At 43.8% G+C, this 18,435-nt stretch carries 12 protein-coding genes; 1 reads left to right on the top strand and 11 read right to left on the bottom strand.

Annotated features, from left to right (window positions below; all coding sequences use genetic code 11):
* Window positions 1–858: 858 nt before the first annotated feature.
* The 5 genes from ABMY45_RS06495 to secA form a co-directional block, all read right to left on the bottom strand.
* Entirely contained in the window at window positions 859–2,100 is a 1,242-nt protein-coding gene (locus ABMY45_RS06495; RefSeq protein ID WP_171039497.1) for a sugar MFS transporter, read from the bottom strand.
* A 247-nt stretch (window positions 2,101–2,347) separates the two neighbouring features.
* Window positions 2,348–4,939, bottom strand: a complete 2,592-nt coding sequence (locus tag ABMY45_RS06500; protein WP_174170434.1) for a family 20 glycosylhydrolase — start codon at window positions 4,937–4,939, stop codon at window positions 2,348–2,350.
* A gap of 325 nt (window positions 4,940–5,264) precedes the next feature.
* Window positions 5,265–7,337, bottom strand: coding sequence for a M13 family metallopeptidase (locus ABMY45_RS06505; protein WP_174170435.1), 2,073 nt, complete (start codon window positions 7,335–7,337; stop codon window positions 5,265–5,267).
* Between the two features lie 271 nt (window positions 7,338–7,608).
* Entirely contained in the window at window positions 7,609–8,007 is a 399-nt protein-coding gene (mutT, locus tag ABMY45_RS06510; protein WP_010605794.1) for an 8-oxo-dGTP diphosphatase MutT, read from the bottom strand.
* 63 nt (window positions 8,008–8,070) lie between these two features.
* Window positions 8,071–10,779, bottom strand: coding sequence for a preprotein translocase subunit SecA (secA, locus tag ABMY45_RS06515; RefSeq protein ID WP_102056081.1), 2,709 nt, complete (start codon window positions 10,777–10,779; stop codon window positions 8,071–8,073).
* A gap of 483 nt (window positions 10,780–11,262) precedes the next feature.
* Between secA and ABMY45_RS06520 the strand changes: the two genes are divergently transcribed.
* Window positions 11,263–11,748 (top strand): DciA family protein, encoded by a 486-nt coding sequence (locus ABMY45_RS06520; RefSeq protein WP_227387496.1) that lies wholly within the window; start codon window positions 11,263–11,265, stop codon window positions 11,746–11,748.
* 44 nt (window positions 11,749–11,792) lie between these two features.
* Here the strand turns inward: ABMY45_RS06520 and lpxC are convergent, their stop codons facing one another.
* The 6 genes from lpxC to murC all read right to left on the bottom strand — a co-directional run bounded on the left by lpxC (window position 11,793) and on the right by murC (window position 18,434).
* A complete protein-coding gene (gene lpxC, locus ABMY45_RS06525) occupies window positions 11,793–12,716 on the bottom strand; it encodes a UDP-3-O-acyl-N-acetylglucosamine deacetylase (RefSeq protein ID WP_010368639.1) in 924 nt (307 codons plus the stop codon).
* A gap of 88 nt (window positions 12,717–12,804) precedes the next feature.
* Window positions 12,805–14,055, bottom strand: coding sequence for a cell division protein FtsZ (ftsZ, locus tag ABMY45_RS06530; protein WP_206471224.1), 1,251 nt, complete (start codon window positions 14,053–14,055; stop codon window positions 12,805–12,807).
* A 21-nt stretch (window positions 14,056–14,076) separates the two neighbouring features.
* Window positions 14,077–15,309, bottom strand: a complete 1,233-nt coding sequence (gene ftsA / locus ABMY45_RS06535; RefSeq protein WP_010605798.1) for a cell division protein FtsA — start codon at window positions 15,307–15,309, stop codon at window positions 14,077–14,079.
* Window positions 15,306–16,091 carry a cell division protein FtsQ/DivIB gene (locus ABMY45_RS06540; protein ID WP_010368642.1) on the bottom strand — a complete coding sequence of 262 codons (786 nt, stop codon included), beginning with the start codon at window positions 16,089–16,091 and terminating at the stop codon, window positions 15,306–15,308. The genes ftsA and ABMY45_RS06540 overlap by 4 nt, the downstream gene beginning before the upstream one ends.
* Before the next feature lies 1 nt (window position 16,092).
* Entirely contained in the window at window positions 16,093–17,004 is a 912-nt protein-coding gene (locus ABMY45_RS06545; RefSeq protein ID WP_010605800.1) for a D-alanine--D-alanine ligase, read from the bottom strand.
* A complete protein-coding gene (murC, locus tag ABMY45_RS06550; RefSeq protein WP_349288614.1) occupies window positions 17,001–18,434 on the bottom strand; it encodes a UDP-N-acetylmuramate--L-alanine ligase in 1,434 nt (477 codons plus the stop codon). Before murC ends, ABMY45_RS06545 begins: the two co-directional genes overlap by 4 nt.
* Window position 18,435: the final 1 nt, after the last annotated feature.

Raw genomic sequence — 18,435 nt, forward strand, 5'->3', positions numbered from 1 at the left:
CGATTTTATATCGCGACTTAAGAATAAAATCCTTGCTACATAAAGTAGCTCCTACACGACCAACACCAAACAATAAGCACCAGACACCAGCGTAGCAGCGATTTTATATCGCGACTGAGAATAAAACCCTCGCTACATAAAGTAGCTCCTACACGGCAAACACCAAACAACAAGCAACACGCAACAAGCACCAAACATCAGCGTAGCAGCGATTTTATATCGCGACTTAAGAATAAAACCCTTGCTACATAAAGTAGCTCCTACACGGCAAACACCAAACAATAAGCACTAAACACCAGCGTAGCAGCGATTTTATATCGCGACTTAAGAATAAAACCCTCGCTACATAAAGTAGCTCCTACACGACCAACACCAAACAATAAGCACCAGACATCAGCGTAGCAGCGATTTTATATCGCGACTGAGAATAAAACCCTCGCTACATAAAGTAGCTCCTACACGACCAACACTAAACAACAAGCAACACGCAACAAGCACCAAACATCAGCGTAGCAGCGATTTTATATCGCGACTTAAGAATAAAACCCTTGCTACATAAAGTAGCTCCTACACGACCAACACCAAACAATAAGCACTAAATATCTGTGTAGCAGCGATTTTATATCGCGACTTAAGAATAAAACCCTTGCTACATAAAGTAGCTCCTACACGACCAACACCAAACAATAAGCACCAGACAGCAGCGTAGCAGCGATTTTACATCGCGAAAAAGATCTCAGCATTAAGCCGGTTTTGCAGGTAAGGGAGTGATTTAGGCATAAAAAAATGCCACCTTATTCAGGTGGCATCACACACGGGATTATTTCTACATACATAGAAATGCTTTACATTTTCTTGCTACGCTTTCTTTTTGATCTTATGACCTTTCACAGCGTAGAAGATTATAAATAGATAACAAGGTAACATTACAAGGTGTGCAATTTGCTGTGATTCCACTGTGCCAGATGTGCCCTTAGCTAAACCTAAGAATACTGGACCGAATGCACCACCGGCAATACCCATAACCAATAAACCAGAGCCTACACTGGTTAGCTTGCCAAGTCCAGATAATGCGAGCGGCCAAATAGCAGGCCACATAATGGCATTTGCTAAACCTAAAATAGCGACCATCAATAGAATATCAGGCAACGCTGATAATCCAAATAGATTTGAAATGACAAATGAGTCTGGGCTGCCAAATGAAATTGCGAGCGTGAGAAGCACACCAAGCACGGCAGATGCTGTTAACGCCCTCTCCTGCGATATTACTCTCGGGATCAATATAATACCCAAAATATAGCCCGTAACCATACAAGCCATAGTATAAGAGGTCATCACACTATATTTTTCAACACCCAGCGCTAACGCAAATGAACCAATCGTATCACCAGCAATCACTTCAACCGCAACATACAAAAACAGTGCGATCACACCAAGCTTTAGATTAGGATGAGATAGCGCTTCTCTCACTGAGCCATGTTCTTCTTCATCATCTTTTTCTATTTCAGGTAGTGGTGCAAACTTAATACCCAAGGCAAAAATACCAATAAATGCAGCCAAGCCTAAATATGGCCCGATAAGACCGTTTGCCATTGCATCGATATCAGCTTGAGTCAGCTCTTTACCTGCCATATCAGTAAAGTTACTCAGCACCAACGCGGTAAATACAAGCGGCGCAACAATACCAGCACCTTTATTCAGTATACCCATAATACTTACGCGCACAGCTGCTGACTCTTCAGGTCCAATACGCACCACATAAGGATTTACAGCAGTTTGTAATAATGTTTGCCCAATACCCATAGTAAATTGAGCAAACAAAAACAATGCAAACATTTGTGTTTTAGCCGCTGGAATATATAGCAACGCCGCACACATCATCATCGCAATTGCGATGGCCATACCATTTTTATAACCCACCTTGCGGATAACTAGGGCAGAAGGAACCGCGGTAAATGTCACCGCAATATAAAAAGAGAAAAGAATAAATGAAGATTGGAGAGGAGTTAGTTTTAATACTTGCTCCAAATATGGCATTAGCGACCCATTAAGCCAAGTCACAAAGCCAAGAATAAAAAACATGGCGGCGACAATTGCCATAGGGATCGCGTTACTTCGTTTTGTTGTATTCGACACGGTAGCTTCCATAAACATTACTCATCGTTTATTGTTTGTATGGCTTTTTGCCTTGTTATTTTTTGCTTTGCTCACTGCTTTCTTTACAAAAATGACAGCGCTGACATTTAACTTTACGTTAAAATCTATTTCATTACCAGTTAGAATTTGAGCAAAACTATCACCAAAAAAGGGCCAGTGCCCTTTTTTGCGATAAACTGAATACGAGGGTTTATTTCAACCCTGTGACACGGCTCGTATTTTTTTCTCCGGCTCGCGTTCTCAACAATACCTTACTTTCATCTGAGACACTCATCTGATCAGTATAAGGCTGCCAAGATTCGCCATTGTCTAAGCTCACTTCAATTGTAAGATAAGGGAACGCACTATTCGCTTCAAGTTTACCCAGCACCACCTTGGCACCAGGAACTGGAAGGTTTGGCTTAATGCCATCGTTTTGTAACTTTGCAATCTCTTTTAAAGACAAGGCTGCGGCAAAGGTTGAGAAGTCCTTGTTTAACTCTTTTTGGTTAATACGACGCCCTTCCCAATCCGCTTTATGCCAAGCACGCTCCGCAAGCGAAAGCAAACGAGGGAAAATCAATCGTAACACTTGGTCTTCCGAGCGAATGGTCTCACTCCATATTTGCCCTTGCATACCAAGGATATTTTGCGGTTTTTTAAGCGCGGGCAACTCTCGACCAACTAAGGCTTCTAGGTTCACGATAGGCTCACGGTTTCGCGTGAAGTCCGCATTTGCATAAATATTATCTGGCATATACGAAAATGCTTTTTTCGTATCTGTGTAACGAGTTGCCCAATAATAGCCGCGCTCTTCAGGGTGCGCTTCGTAAGGGTGATCAAAGTACAAATGTGTACCGTGAGACAAAATAACTTGGTAATTGTTGTTTGCAAAACGGTGGGCTCTGTCTGCAACGCCCCACTCCCAAATGTTATCCCAAGTATTTACCAAAAACTGTGGATTTGGGAATTCATCACGTTTAAAGGTCGTTGTGGTGTTATACATTAAGCCATCTTCCCAAGCGGCAGGGGTGATCCCACGCTTAGCAAGCAACTTTGCAACTTTTTGAGTAAAGTATGGTTTTAAATCATTGGGTCCAGCCACTCCGTTGTCGGCGACCGCAAATAGATCATTACATGCTGGTGATTCAGTCCATGAGCCCTTTCCAACCTCATCGCCACCAAAATGGACTGTCGTTAACATAGTGCCAGCATCGCGATACATTTCCTGCAGTTCATATACCACCTTCTCCATAAAGGCATAGCTTGAGTCCAAGCAAACATTAATAGAGTTATCAGTATAGAGTTGCACGGTTAGATACTTTGAAGTGTCATCAATATCGTTCAGGAGATAGGCTTTGGCCTCTTGCGCTTTACCTGCTTCCATCAATTTGTGATAACGCGCTTCCATCGACTTAATCGCAGCACGAGCATGCCCGGGGCTTTCGATTTCTGGAATGATCTCAATATGACGTGCAGTGGCAAATTTAAGTAACTCGACAAAGTCCTCGCGAGAAAGGAAACCATTTCCACTTCCCGTTTTGAAAGGACCTGTGCCCAGTTGAGTCAGTAAGCACTCACGCTCTTGTAAATCAAAACAACGGAATGCGCCGACTTCTGTTAACTCAGGGAGCCCTGGGATCTCTAGTCGCCAACCTTCATCATCTGAGAAGTGCCAATGGAATTTATTTAACTTATAACGCGCCATCTGTTCAATTAATTTAAATAACGCATCTTTACCATGATAGTTACGGGCATTGTCGTAATGCATACCACGCCAGCTAAAGCGCGGAGAGTCTTTGATCTCTACGTGAGACAAAGTAATTTCATTTTTACTATCGGCAGGAAATAGCGCAAGCAAACTTTGAATACCGTAAAACACACCTGCGTTATCAATACCCGTGATTTCAATCACGTCATCATCAATATCTAATGTATATGACCCAGCTTGGTTGTAGTCATAATCGCGCCCTAAACTTTTCGCAACTTTAAGGCGGATCGTCGGGATATTCCCTTCAGGCACGTGATTAGCTTCCGCTTTTAAATTCAGCCCATACTCTGATAAGTCTTCTTGAAAAACGGCGACTTCTGACTTCAAACGTCCGGCAAAGCGGATCTGCCAGTTTTTGTTAAGGGTGATTTCGCCACGATTAAAGTCGATGTGCTCAGGCTTTGGAATGATACGTCTTAGCGCATCTTCTTTTGAGACCGAAATATTGCTTTGATTACGTTCAAAACGCAGCGCTGCATTCGCTATCTGCGTGTAATCGGTAGGTGTATTGTATCTTTTCAGTTGGTTCTCACGCTCAAATGGCGCAACGAACTGTGTCATGTCTTCTGTATCAGTATTTGCAAAAATGACCGGCTTATTTTTACCTGACACAATAAAGGCACGCGGCATAAAATCGCTGTATGCAGCAACCCAAGCCGAACCATCAAAAGCTAACTTGAGCTTTTCACCGGCTTTTAAGCCAGCAAACGAATCGGTAGGAGTTATACGATGAAGGTCGCCATTAATATGCTCAAAGCGCAAACCTTCAGCGGTTTCCGTTGAAATATGACGAACTGAGTGCAAATAGATTTGCCAATCACTTTGTCCTTTTGGTAGATCAACTTTTGAATTGTTAGTCAGTGTAATAGCACCGCTAAAGCCCCCAGCACCATTACTGAAGTTATTTTCTACCGCAAATTCAAAATGCGTGTCACTTGCAAATTGCGCTAACTGCTGCTGCGTAAATGATGCGTGTGTATAGAACGAGCACCCAGCAATTATCGCCCCAAGCAAAGTCGTTTTTATTCTCATCTTTTGCTCCCAGTCTTCATGTTCAATTCTAAATGAACATCATTTAATCACTTATTGTTCCTAAACATCATATAAAAGTTAAAATGACAGCGCTATCATTATTTTTTCATATCCTTGTGTTAGACAAAATGAAGCTACTCTGATTTGGCTGTAAATACCATCAAATAGCGATGAACTAAACCTTGGAAATAGTGAGTGTTTGCAGAAAGTGCTGAATTGAGTGTGGTATTTTGTGAGAAGTTCAGAGGATTGTAATTGAATGTCGTAAAAGCGGCGGATTTACTGCAGGAACACAATAAAACCGCCACGAATTCAAAATGTGAAATTACCAGATTTTCACTCTATCTTCTGGTTTAAGGTACATCTTATCGCCTTCTTTCACATCAAATGCCTTATAAAACTCTGGCATATTCGGCAGCACACCAATCACTCGATAATGACTTGGTGAATGCGGATCTGTCATTAGACGATTACGCAGCTCTTCATCGCGGTATTTGCGACGCCAAATTTGTGACCAGCCCATAAAGAAGCGCTGCTCCCCAGTGTAACCGTCAATAACAGGCGCTTTTTGATCACCTAGTGAAATTTGGTACGCTTTATAAGCGACAGTTAATCCGCCTAAATCACCAATATTTTCACCCAGTGTCAGTTGACCATTAACACCAGCGTCTTCAAATGGTTTAAAACCATTAAATTGTTCAACCAACTTTTGGCTACGCGCTTCGAATTGTGAAAGGTCAGACTCACTCCACCAATTACGTAGGTTACCATCACCATCGTACTTCGCACCTTGGTCGTCAAAGCCGTGACCTAATTCGTGACCGATAACCGCACCGATTGCGCCGTAGTTTACAGCATCATCCGCTTCTAAGTTAAAGAATGGTGGTTGTAGAATCGCAGCAGGGAATACAATCTCGTTATTCACTGGGTTATAGTACGCATTCACCGTTTGTGGTGTCATCAACCACTCGCTACGGTCCACAGGCTTGCCTAATTTATCGATCATCTCCTGATTCGCAAATTGACTATAACGTACGTAGTTACCGACTAGATCATCAGGATTGATCTCAAGTGCGGAATAATCTTTCCATTTGTCAGGATAACCAATCTTTGGCGTAAACTTATTGAGCTTATCTTTTGCAGCTATCTTAGTTTCAGCACTCATCCACTCAAGGCCATCAATCGCTTGATCAAACCCTTTAATAAGGTTTGCGACTAATTCTTCCATTCTAGCCTTAGCTTCTGGTGGGAAATACGACTTAACGTATATCTTGCCTAGCATTTCACCCAGTACTGAATTACTTGCATCCACCGCCTTTTTCCATGTTGGCGCTTGTTCTTCTACACCCGTCAATGTTTTACCAAAGAAACCAAACTTAAGGTCAACTACATCTTTACTTAGTAACTCAGCGTAGTCATTGGTAAAGTGGAATGTTAAGTAGTCTTGCCATGCTTCTAGCTTTGAATCTGCAATGATTTTAGACAGCGCTTCAAAGAAACTTGGTTGGCTTACAATAAGTGAATCAGCTTTAATACCAAGTGCGCTTAAAAATGCTGATGTATCAAAGTCAGGCATTAATTGATTAAACGCATCATTGCTTAGCTTGTTATAGGTTTTAGTCGCGTCGCGGCTTTCAACACGTGTCCATTGCGCCTCGGCAATTTGCTTTTCTAACTCAATAATATTTAGTGCAGCTTGGCCCGGATTTTTATGGCCAGCCTTAGCTAACAATTGTTCGATATAGCGCTGATACTGCTCGCGAATTTTACTAAACTTTTCGTCATCTTTCAGGTAGTAGTCGCGATCAGGTAGACCAAGCCCTGACTGGAACATGTAGAGTGCATTTTCACTTGAGTTTTTAGCGTCATTATTAACATACCAACCGAATGGAGTGCTAGCACCGGTTAAACGCATTTTAGCAAAGATAGCTGGTAGCTCCGATTTACTCTTCAAGTCTAGAATTTCTTTCAGATAAGGCTTAACAGGGTTTAAGCCCAACTCGTTTCTCGCGCCCTCGTCCATATAACTTTGATAAAACGCACCCAACTTTTGCTCATCGCTACCTACTTTAGCTGAGCCGTTGCTAGCAGCATTCTCAAGCACTTTACGCAGCGCTTTTTGTGACTCATCATAAAGCTGAGAGAAAGAACCATAATTTGATTTGTCTGCTGGGATTTTGGTTTTCTCTAACCAATGACCATTAACGTGAAAGTAAAAATCATCTTGTGCACGCACTGATTTATCAATATTTTCCAATTCGATACCAGAATTCAAAACCGCCTTTTGTGCTTCGGCTTGTTCCGCTGGTTTTTGTTGTTGTGTTTGCGGTTGTTCGCTACAACCAATCAATCCCAATGCAAGTGCAACACTTGCAGCGGTCAATGATAGTTTTTTCATTTTTATTCCCCTGATAGAGTTTCGCTTGTAAACGTCGTATCCCATTCATCTAGATAAAATAATGCTCAAATTACATACAAATGAATTGAATATAGACATAACCTGATGGCTTGAAAAGAATTCCTTCTAACTGTGTGTCCTCTCAAACTTCAGAGCAACGAAAGTCGTTAGCTGATGTTTATTTACACGTAAGCGGTCATTCACTAGTCTACCGATGCACATAGTGAATGACTATGACTCTGAGTGCTTAATTTAGTAACAAAGTTTGTCACTAATTTTTGCGCGTTTGTAATAATTCAACAATCGCCTTATTGGCCTCAGGAAACGTGAGCTCATGCAACTGTTCAACTGCAACCCATTGAGAAGGCTGCCCTTCTGCGCCATGAGCTTCACCAGAAAAGTCCTCAACATGATGAATGTATAAGCATACGGCTTTATCAGCATAGTCATGCTCAATACGCATTAGCTCAGATGAGTTATAGATCTCAATGCCTACCTCTTCTTGCAGCTCACGTTTCAATGCCGAAAAGACATCTTCACCGGCTTCCATTTTCCCACCAGGGAATTCCCAAAGCCCACCTTGATGTTGATCTTCACCTCTCAAGCATACAAAGATTTTCTGATTTTTTTCAATCACACCAACGGCGACTTCAACACGTTTTTTTTGCATCATTTACTCCATAAAAAAAGCGACTTAGCGTCGCTTTTTATACAAATTTAGATTTAGGGCCTGTTATTTTAGTTTTCCGCAACACTGCTTAAACTTCTTGCCTGATTGGCAAGGACAAGGATCATTACGACCTACTTTTGGCTCATTTCTATGAGCAACAGACACGCCTTCTGGTGCATCACCACCTACGCGCTCAACCTCTTCGTGTTGATATTCACGTGGTGCTTGCTCACTCTTACGATGTTGCTCTTCAACTTTCTCAACATCTTCCTCAGCACGAACCTGAACTTTACTTAGTACGCTAACAACGTCAATCTTTAAGTTTTCAAGCATTTGTGAGAATAACTCAAACGACTCACGCTTATATTCTTGCTTCGGATTCTTCTGTGCATAACCACGTAGATGAATACCTTGACGAAGATGATCCATTGCCGCTAAGTGATCTTTCCAATGCTGATCTAGGCTTTGTAGCATAACTGCCTTTTCAAAGTGGCGTAATACATCTGGGCCTACCATCTCTTCTTTTTGTTTGTACGCCTTATCAACGTCTTCTACGATACGATCGCGTAGCACTTCTTCATATAGTTTACTGTCTTCTTCAAGCCATTTTGCAATCGGAAGTTCAACATGGAAGTCATTTTTCAAGCGCTCTTCAAGTGCTGGGATGTCCCACATTTCCGCCAGACTTTGCGGTGGAATATACTGATCAATAGTCGCATTCAATACATCTTCACGAATAGCGGTGATAGTCTCTGAGATATCGCCTTCTTCAAGTAGTTCGTTACGCTGTTCGTAAACCACTTTACGCTGGTCGTTAGCAACATCGTCGTACTCAAGTAATTGTTTACGAATATCAAAGTTACGCGCTTCTACTTTACGCTGTGCATTTTCAATGGCACGGTTAACCCATGGGTGCTCAATAGCTTCACCACGTTGCATACCTAGTTTGCGCATCATGTTAGTCATACGCTCACCTGCGAAGATACGCATCAATGCGTCATCCATCGATAGGTAGAAGCGGCTTGAACCAGCATCACCTTGACGACCTGCACGACCACGCAACTGGTTGTCGATACGGCGAGATTCGTGACGCTCAGTACCAATAATATGTAAACCACCTGAAGCCAGTACTGCATCATGGCGCGCTTTCCAAGCGGCTTTAATTTCTGCTATTTGCTCTTCCGACGGATTTTCTAATTTTTCAACATCCGACTGCCAGCTGCCACCCAGTACGATATCCGTACCACGACCAGCCATATTCGTCGCAATCGTTACCTTGCCCGGTAGACCCGCGTCCGCGATAATATCCGCTTCTTGCGCGTGGAATTTCGCATTCAGTACATTATGTTCAATTTTTTCTTTGCGAAGGAAGTGAGAAAGATACTCAGAACTTTCGATAGACACCGTCCCCACCAACACTGGCTGACCACGTTCTTGGCAAGAACGAATGTCTTCAAGAATTGCTTCAAATTTCTCTTCTTGCGTCAAATATACAAGATCCGCACGGTCATCACGAACCATAGGTTTGTTGGTTGGGATAACTACGGTATCTAGGCCATAGATTGACTGGAATTCGAACGCTTCAGTGTCCGCTGTACCTGTCATACCTGCAAGCTTGTTATATAAACGGAAGTAATTCTGGAATGTGATTGAAGCCAAGGTTTGGTTTTCGTTCTGAATACGAACCCCTTCTTTCGCTTCAACGGCTTGGTGAAGACCCTCTGACCAACGACGTCCTTCCATCGTACGGCCAGTGTGCTCGTCAACGATGATAACTTCGTTATCTTTCACAACATAATCAACGTCTTTTTGATATAACTTGTGAGCACGAAGTGCCGCGTAAACATGGCTTAGTAATGAAATATTACCTGCTGAGTAAAGCGAGTCACCTTCTTCAATCAAACCACGCTCAGTCAGTAACTCTTCAACTTTGATTTGACCACGCTCGGTAAGGTGAACTTGTTTACCTTTTTCATCAATGGTGAAATCGCCATCGCCTTCCACGCCTTCTTCGTCTTCTTTTTCTTGCTGTACAAGATCAGGCACAATTTTATTGATTTCGGCATAAAGCTCAGAGCTATCTTCAGCAGGACCAGAAATGATCAGTGGTGTACGCGCTTCATCGATTAGGATTGAATCCACTTCATCCACAACCGCATAGTTAAGTGGACGTTGTACACGTTCTTCAACACTAAACGCCATGTTATCGCGCAAGTAATCAAAGCCGAACTCGTTATTGGTGCCGTAAGTGATATCCGCAGCATAGGCTTGCTTTTTCTGCTGTGGCATCATGCCTGGTACGTTACAACCTACAGTAAGGCCTAAGAATTCAAAGAGTGGACGGTTGGTCTCAGCATCACGCTTAGCTAAGTAGTCGTTGACGGTAATAACGTGAACACCCTTACCTGAAACCGCATTTAAATACGCAGGTAATGTTGCTGTTAGTGTTTTACCTTCACCCGTTCTCATTTCTGAAATACGACCTTGGTGAAGCACCATACCACCAATCATTTGCACATCGAAATGACGCATTCCAAATACGCGCTTAGATGCCTCACGCACCGTAGCGAACGCCTCTGGTAATAAATCATCTAGACTTGAACCTTGCTCAATACGCTGTTTAAATTCAGCCGTTTTTGCTTTTAGTTCATCATCGCTTAATTTGCCATATTGCTCTTCTAACGCATTGATTAAAGCGACTGTTTTTCTTAGGTTTTTGATGGTGCGATCATTACGACTACCAAAAATTTTGGTAAAAATATTTGCTAACATGTTTAAACCGTTTCACTCTGTGTATTGGCTGACCCATTTCTCTAAGCCAATGTGGTTAAGGCTGGGTCGCGCTTGTCCTGTTGGCGACAAAAGCGTTCCTAAATTCCGGTTTTCATTTTGCCAATTTAGGAGTGAGCATTTTGTATCTTGCCGAGTTAAAATTATGCCCTATCATACCAGACTCTTTGTTTCTGCAAACCTTATTGGGTAAATAATACCAAGTTCAATTGCAAGAAATCTTTACTGTTGGGCGTAAGCGTACCGTTGCAAGTGATAAAGTTTAGTTAGCATCTAACTCGACTCAGTTATTCGAGTACAGAGCTAAGCGCTTTCGACAACAAATGTTGGTACTTTTGGATTTCTCAAAAATTTGTCTCTGATATACTTAGAAGACTGAGAAACCACCAGTGCGGAGTAATTTGACTCCGTATTATCCCGATATGGCGGTTATTTTTTATTTTTCAACCTATGGGAAGTAAGTCATTGGCTAAAAATCGCTACAATCCAAAGCCGCTTGATGAAGTGATGGGTGGGTGGTCAGATAAACTCAATCAATATGGCCAAAAAAGCGCCCAAGCGGCACAGTTACAGAGCTGCTTGGAAGAGACTCTAGGCCCTATCCTGAGTAAGAAATGCCGTGTCGCTCACTACAAAGAAGGGACACTAACAATAGAAGCTGCTTCAGCAACGCTTGCTACTCGGTTAAACTTTTTGAAAATGGATATTCTCAGTGCATTTAGAAAAGTTGGATTACATGACTGTGCATTGGTTAAAATTACCACCAATCCAGAAGCTCAGCAGCGTCTCACCAACAAGGTGGAATCCCAATCTTCGACCTATCAAGCCAATCGCAGTATGAGCCAAGCCACTGGCGAGCATTTGCTAGCGCTGGCGCAGTCCGCTCCACCATCGCTTAAGGCGAAACTAGAAAGACTCGCTAAACACGCAAACACAACGCAAAAAAAATGACGCCTTTGCGTCATTTTTTATCAAACTGTATTAGCCTAAGAGGCTTATGCCGTTGCGGTATTGATACCCGCTTCCATTCCTGGCGCTGGCATACTGACTGGCTCTTCGAACGTTGCCCACTCCCACGCTGACTCAGTTGCCATGATTTCACGAAGCAACATATTGTTTAGGCCGTGACCTGATTTATAGCATGAGATCTTACCTAAAATGTTGTGACCTGCCATAAACATATCACCCACACAGTCTAAGATCTTGTGTTTAACAAACTCATCCGCATAGCGTAGGCCATCAGGATTTAATACTTTAAACTGGTCTAAAACAACCGCATTATCCATGCTGCCACCTAAGGCTAGGTTGTTTGCATGCATGTATTCGATATCACGCATAAAACCAAAAGTGCGAGCACGACTGATCTCTTCAGTAAAGCTTTGAGCGGTAATGTCTAATCCAATACGTTGGCGGCTAGCGTTGATCGCAGGGTGATTGAAGTCGATTTCAAAGTCGATGTGAAAACCATCGTAAGGCTCAATTTCAGCCCACTTGTCGCCATCTTCAACACGCACTTTTTCTTTGATGCGAATAAAGCGCTTGGCAGCGTTTTGCTCTTCAATACCGCCTTTTTGAATTAAGTAGATGAATGGCAATGCACTGCCATCCATAATAGGCACTTCGGCGCTGTCTAGCTCTACGATGAGGTTATCAATCCCAAGCGCAGCTACCGCGGCAATCAAATGCTCGGTAGTAGACAAGCGAACGCCGTCTTTATTTGTTAAACACGTACACAGTTGCGTGTCGCCCACAGCTTCCGGTGTTGTTTCAAAATCAACAACAGGGTCTAGATCAACGCGGCGAAATACAACACCTGTATTCACACCAGCTGGTCGGAGAGTGATCGTGACCTTTTCACCTTTGTGTAAACCTACACCTGTGGCTTTAACGACTTGTGCAATCGTACGTTGTTTAATCATATATTCGCCCACTTAAATTCTAGATAGGCGGCGGAGTATAACATAGTTCCACCAAACTGCCAATCTTTGTTTATTTTTTATACCAACTTTAGTCTGACTGCTTACGTAAAAAAGCCGGAATATCGAAGTAGTCACCTTTTTCTTTACTGTCGCTGCCTTTTGCGCTTGCTGAACTAGAAGCTTGTTGTGGCTTCTGCTCTTGCACTTGCACTTGCGGTGCAGGCGCTTCAGCTGGTTGCTCAGGTTCTGCCGCTGACGTTTGCGGTTGCGTAAAGCTTGGCACATACATGCTCGTTTGTGAGCTAGTTTGAGTGCCACCTACCGCATCTGAGCCTGAAGCTTGTCTAAAGCCATTGTCTACAATACCAAATTGCGGACGACGGTCACCACCTAAGCCAGTAGCAACCACGGTCACTCTAAGCTCTTCGCTCATTTCAGGGTCAATAACAGCACCCACTACCACAGTCGCGTTCTCAGACGCTAACGCTTTAACATGGTTACCAACGACCTCAAATTCTTCGATAGTAATGTCCATGCCAGCGGTGATATTCACCAAAATGCCTTTCGCGCCAGTTAGATCAACATCTTCTAAAAGCGGGCTAGAAATCGCGGCTTCCGCTGCTTCTTGTGCACGATCAGGACCTGTCGCCGAAGCCGTCCCCATCATTGCAGTACCCATTGCTGACATTACAGTTCTCACATCCGCAAAGTCAACGTTGATTAGACCTGAGCGTGTGATCAGCTCTGCAATACCTTGTACCGCGCCATAAAGCACATCATTTGCTTTAGCGAAGGCATCTAGCAGTGTAGTCCCTTTACCAAGAACTTTAAGCAATTTGTTGTTTGGAATTGTAATAAGTGAATCTACAATTTCTGACAACTCAGCAATACCTTGCTCAGCCGCAGCCATGCGCTTTTTACCCTCGAGATCGAAAGGACGCGTTACTACAGCCACAGTCAAAATACCTAGTTCTTTTGCTGCGCGTGCAACAACAGGTGCGGCACCGGTACCTGTACCGCCGCCCATACCGGCTGCGATAAATACCATGTCTGCGCCTTCAAGGCTGCTCTTGATGGTTTCTAGATCTTCTTCTGCTGCGCTGCGGCCCACTTCTGGGTTTGCGCCAGCTCCAAGACCTGAGGTAATCTGAGTACCCAGCTGTACGGTAATATCCGCAGACGAACGGCGTAACGCTTGTGCGTCCGTATTCGCTACGATAAAACGTACGCCTTCAATTTCTTGGTTTACCATGTGTTCTACGGCGTTACCGCCGCCGCCACCGACACCGATGACTTTAATGACAGCTTCTTCGCTGTGCTGTTCCATAATATCAAACATCTTCACTCTCCGACTTGAGTATTAAAACTCGCCTTGGAACCATTTTGTAACACGGTTCCACCAACTCCCCTCTGCATCTACTTTCGACTTCTGTGCATTCATCGATTGTAGTGAACGGCCGTATTGTAACAAACCTACCGCCGTTGCATATGCAGGGTCATCCACATAATCTGTTAATCCCTTAATGCCAATTGGTTTCCCTATTCTTACTGGCATTTGGAATATATCTTCTGCGACTTCTTGTGCACCTTGCATCTTGGCGCTACCGCCTGTGATAACAAGACCTGCCGCAATTTGATCTTCAAAACCTGAGCGACGTAATTCTTCTTGTGCAAGCTCAAACAGTTCTCTAAATCTTGGCTCTACCACTTCAGACAAAGTATGACGAGACATTACCCGAGCAGGACGCCCACCAACACTTGGTACTTCGATGGTTTCTTCACTTGATGCCATTTGGCTCGACGCGAAGGCATATTGTACTTTCAGAGACTCGGCATGCGAAATAGGTGTTCTAAATATTTTTGCTATATCGCCTGTGACCTGATTGCCCGCAACTGGGATCACGGCAGTATGGCGCAACGCTCCATTCACATAAATCGCAATATCCATGGTGCCACCACCGATATCTAATACCGCAACACCAAGCTCTTTTTCGTCTTCAGTCAACACTGAGTAACATGACGCCAAGGCGTTAAACGTTAATTGGTCTACCTGCAAACCACAGCGTTCAACACACTTTTCAATATTCTTTGCCATGTCATTCGAACACGTAATGATATGTGCTTTCGCTTCCATCCTTACGCCACTCATACCCAGAGGGTTTTTGATCCCCTCTTGCATGTCGATGCTATATTCTTGCGGCAATGAGTGCAGCATTTTGCGTTCGGCAGACATAGGCACAGAGCGTGCAATGTGAATAACATTGGCAATATCATCGTCTGTGACTTCAGCATTGTTTATTGCCACCACGCCACTTTCGTTTTGACACTGAATATGTTTGCCTGAGATCCCCAAATAAACCGAGCTTATTCTGCAATCGGCCATTAGCTCTGCTTCATCTACAGCGCGTTTAATAGACTCAGAAACGAGGTCTAAATCGTTTACCCCGCCCTTATCCATGCCGTGAGACTCTTGGCGTCCGACACCGACAATACTAAGTTGATTGTCCACAGTGATCTCCCCAACTGTGGCGACGACCTTTGATGTGCCAACATCTAATCCAATCACTAAGTTTCTTTCTGCCGACTTTGTCATGCTTCACTCTTGTTATTTTGTTGTTCTTGCTGCTCAGTAGGTTCTTTCCAACTCACTGCCAGTCCCGTGTCGTAGCGTAAATCAATGACATCGATTACTTTACCTTCAGGGCGTTCCATACGTGGATACACGTCGATAAAACGTTGTACTCGTTTGGCTTTATCTTCACGCCCTAAATTTAAGCGGATCCCATTGTCCAGCCATAGCTGCCAAGCAAATCGTTCTGAAAGCGCTAAACTTTCCAACGTAAACTGATTTACCGCCAACAAGGCTTTAAACTGCTTAAATGTTTGCCATGCTTCTTCAGCACTTCCTTCAGGGCCATATAATTCAGGCAGCCCTTGCGGCAATTTGTTACTACTCGCTTGGAATACTTCGCCATCATCATTGAGTAATGAATCGCTATTCCAATGCGCAACCGGCTGATGTTCCACTACATAGACTTGCAGCGTATCCGGCCATTGTTTTCTGACTGACACTGTCGCAATCCAAGGTAAAGACTTTACTGCCTTGTGGACTGCTTTTACATCAAGCTCAAAAAAACTATTTAAATCTGCGGTTTTAATTGCCGCCACAATGTCATCTTCATTGGTATAATGCGGTTTACCGAGCACTTTGAGTGTTTTTATTTGCGCATCATGATGCGCAACTAACCAATCACTTACCCAGTATGTTCCTCTTACCAATGTAAAAATCACCACAAAGAAGAAGCTAAGTCCCCAAAAAAGGGGCCAGTTCACTCTTGAACCGATCAGCTTCAACCCTGCCAAAAATGCTCGCATATTAAAGCGTTTGCTCCAAAATGCGAACAACTAATTGTTCAAAACTTACACCCGTTGCTTTTGCTGCCATCGGCACCAACGACTTTTCAGTCATACCAGGTACAGTATTTACCTCGAGTAGATAGAAATGACCTTGCTCATCTTGCATGGCGTCAACACGTCCCCAACCAGTGGCACCAACCAATTCAAAAGCGTGCTTTGCCATCACTTGTAATTGCTCAGTGTGTGCAGCGCTAATATCCGCCGGACAATAATACTCGGTACTGTTGACTTGGTATTTCGCTTCATAATCGTAAAAACCACGAGGCGTACGCATTTCAATAACAGGCAATGCCTCTTTACCAAGCATAGACACGGTAAACTCACGTCCAGTGATCCATTGTTCAACGAGAACTTGATCGTCAAACTTAAAGGCATTATTTAATGCCGCAGTCAGGGTTTCTTCGCTGTCTGCCTGAGCCATACCTATGCTCGAGCCTTCGTGACTTGGCTTTACCATGACTTTGCCAAACTCAGCGATTAGCGCCTTAGCGTCAAAACCCGTCTCTTTGCTTACGACAGCATAAGGTGCCGTACTTAACTTGGCAGACTGAAACAGATGCTTACAGCGGACTTTATCCATTGCAAGCGCACTACCAAGTACACCGCTTCCTGTATATGGTATTCCCATAAACTCAAGCGCACCTTGAATAGTACCATCTTCACCGCCACGGCCATGCAGTGCAATGAATACGCGATCCACACCTAGGTCTTTAAGTTGCCATAAATTACGTTCTGCTGGATCAAAAGCAATCGCATCTATACCTTGATTAACGAAGGCATTTAGCACTGCATTACCGGATTTTAGCGACACCTCTCGCTCTGCTGAACTACCGCCAAGTAATACGGCTACTTTTCCAAACTGACTACTCATAATTCACTCTGTTTTAACTGCGCTATCGATAGCCCGGTGGCGGCTAACTGCTTCACGATTTGACCTATATTGCCGGCCCCTTGCGTCAACACTAAATCACCATCTTCCATGGTGCTTGCCAACACTTTCGCCAATTCACCATGGTCACTGATATGGATCGGCTCAACGCCACGTTGACGGAGACTACGGCACAAACTTTTACTATCCGCACCAACGATGGGCGCTTCACCGGCACTATATACATCTAACAGCAGTAGTTTATCAACATCGCAAAGCACTTTTACGAAATCTTCATATAAATCGCGTGTTCGACTATAGCGATGTGGCTGATAAATCATAACCAAACGCTTATCAGGCCAACCAGATTTAGCTGCTTTTATCGTCATCGCAACTTCAGACGGATGGTGACCATAATCATCAACCAGCATCACCTCACCCACTTCATTATTGAATGAGCCGTAATGCTGGAAGCGACGTCCTACGCCTTCAAAATTGGCTAACGCCTGATAAATCGCTTCGTTTTCAATATTGTGATCTTTTGCAACCGCAATAGATGCCAGCGCATTCAATGCGTTGTGCTTACCTGGCATATTTAGCTTCACTTCAAGTAACTCACCATCTTTGGTTCTGACTTTAAAGTGTGATTCACTTTGTGTTTGCTTGAAGTCCAATAACTGATAATCCGCATCGTTAGCCTCACCATACGTGATTGTCGGCCTTGCAAAGCGTGGCAATAATTCTCTCACGACTGGCGAATCGATACACACCACCGCCAGTCCATAAAATGGTAAGTTATGGATAAACTCGATGTAGGTGTCTTTCATTTTTTCGAAGTCACCGTCGTAAGTATCCATGTGATCTTCTTCGATATTTGTTACCACCGACACCATCGGCTGCAAATGCAAAAACGATGCATCACTCTCATCCGCTTCTGCGATAAGGTATTCACTGCTGCCCACTTTGGCATTACTACCAGCACTATTGAGCAAGCCACCGATAATAAAGGTTGGATCCAGCTCAGCCCGCGCAAAAATACTCGCAATCAGGCTCGTCGTTGTGGTCTTACCATGTGTTCCAGCTACCGCAATCCCGTGACGAAAGCGCATCAACTCGGCGAGCATTTCGGCGCGACGAACGATTGGCGTACGGTTTGCCTTCGCCGCTTGGATCTCTGGGTTTTGGTCGTTGATTGCACTCGATACCACAACCACATCGGCCATTTTTACATTTTCAGCTTGGTGGCCGATAAAGATCTCGGCGCCGATATTTGTTAATCGATCTGTCATCGTACTTTTGGCGATATCTGAGCCTGTAATTCGGTAACCTTCAAAGGCCAGCACTTCTGCAATCCCACCCATACCAGCACCACCAATCCCGATAAAGTGGATGGTGTTGATACGTCGCATTGCTCTTCTGCTTGAAGCTTCCATT

Source organism: Pseudoalteromonas sp. XMcav11-Q (genome assembly GCF_040104525.1).
Taxonomy (GTDB): Bacteria; Pseudomonadota; Gammaproteobacteria; order Enterobacterales; family Alteromonadaceae; genus Pseudoalteromonas.

Coding starts and splice junctions, on each gene's coding strand:
- ABMY45_RS06495 (WP_171039497.1), bottom strand. CDS start 2,100: ATGGCAATTGTCGCCGCCATGTTTTTTATTCTTGGCTTTGTGACTTGG.
- ABMY45_RS06500 (WP_174170434.1), bottom strand. CDS start 4,939: ATGAGAATAAAAACGACTTTGCTTGGGGCGATAATTGCTGGGTGCTCG.
- ABMY45_RS06505 (WP_174170435.1), bottom strand. CDS start 7,337: ATGAAAAAACTATCATTGACCGCTGCAAGTGTTGCACTTGCATTGGGA.
- mutT (WP_010605794.1), bottom strand. CDS start 8,007: ATGCAAAAAAAACGTGTTGAAGTCGCCGTTGGTGTGATTGAAAAAAAT.
- secA (WP_102056081.1), bottom strand. CDS start 10,779: ATGTTAGCAAATATTTTTACCAAAATTTTTGGTAGTCGTAATGATCGC.
- lpxC (WP_010368639.1), bottom strand. CDS start 12,716: ATGATTAAACAACGTACGATTGCACAAGTCGTTAAAGCCACAGGTGTA.
- ftsZ (WP_206471224.1), bottom strand. CDS start 14,055: ATGTTTGATATTATGGAACAGCACAGCGAAGAAGCTGTCATTAAAGTC.
- ftsA (WP_010605798.1), bottom strand. CDS start 15,309: ATGACAAAGTCGGCAGAAAGAAACTTAGTGATTGGATTAGATGTTGGC.
- ABMY45_RS06540 (WP_010368642.1), bottom strand. CDS start 16,091: ATGCGAGCATTTTTGGCAGGGTTGAAGCTGATCGGTTCAAGAGTGAAC.
- ABMY45_RS06545 (WP_010605800.1), bottom strand. CDS start 17,004: ATGAGTAGTCAGTTTGGAAAAGTAGCCGTATTACTTGGCGGTAGTTCA.
- murC (WP_349288614.1), bottom strand. CDS start 18,434: ATGGAAGCTTCAAGCAGAAGAGCAATGCGACGTATCAACACCATCCAC.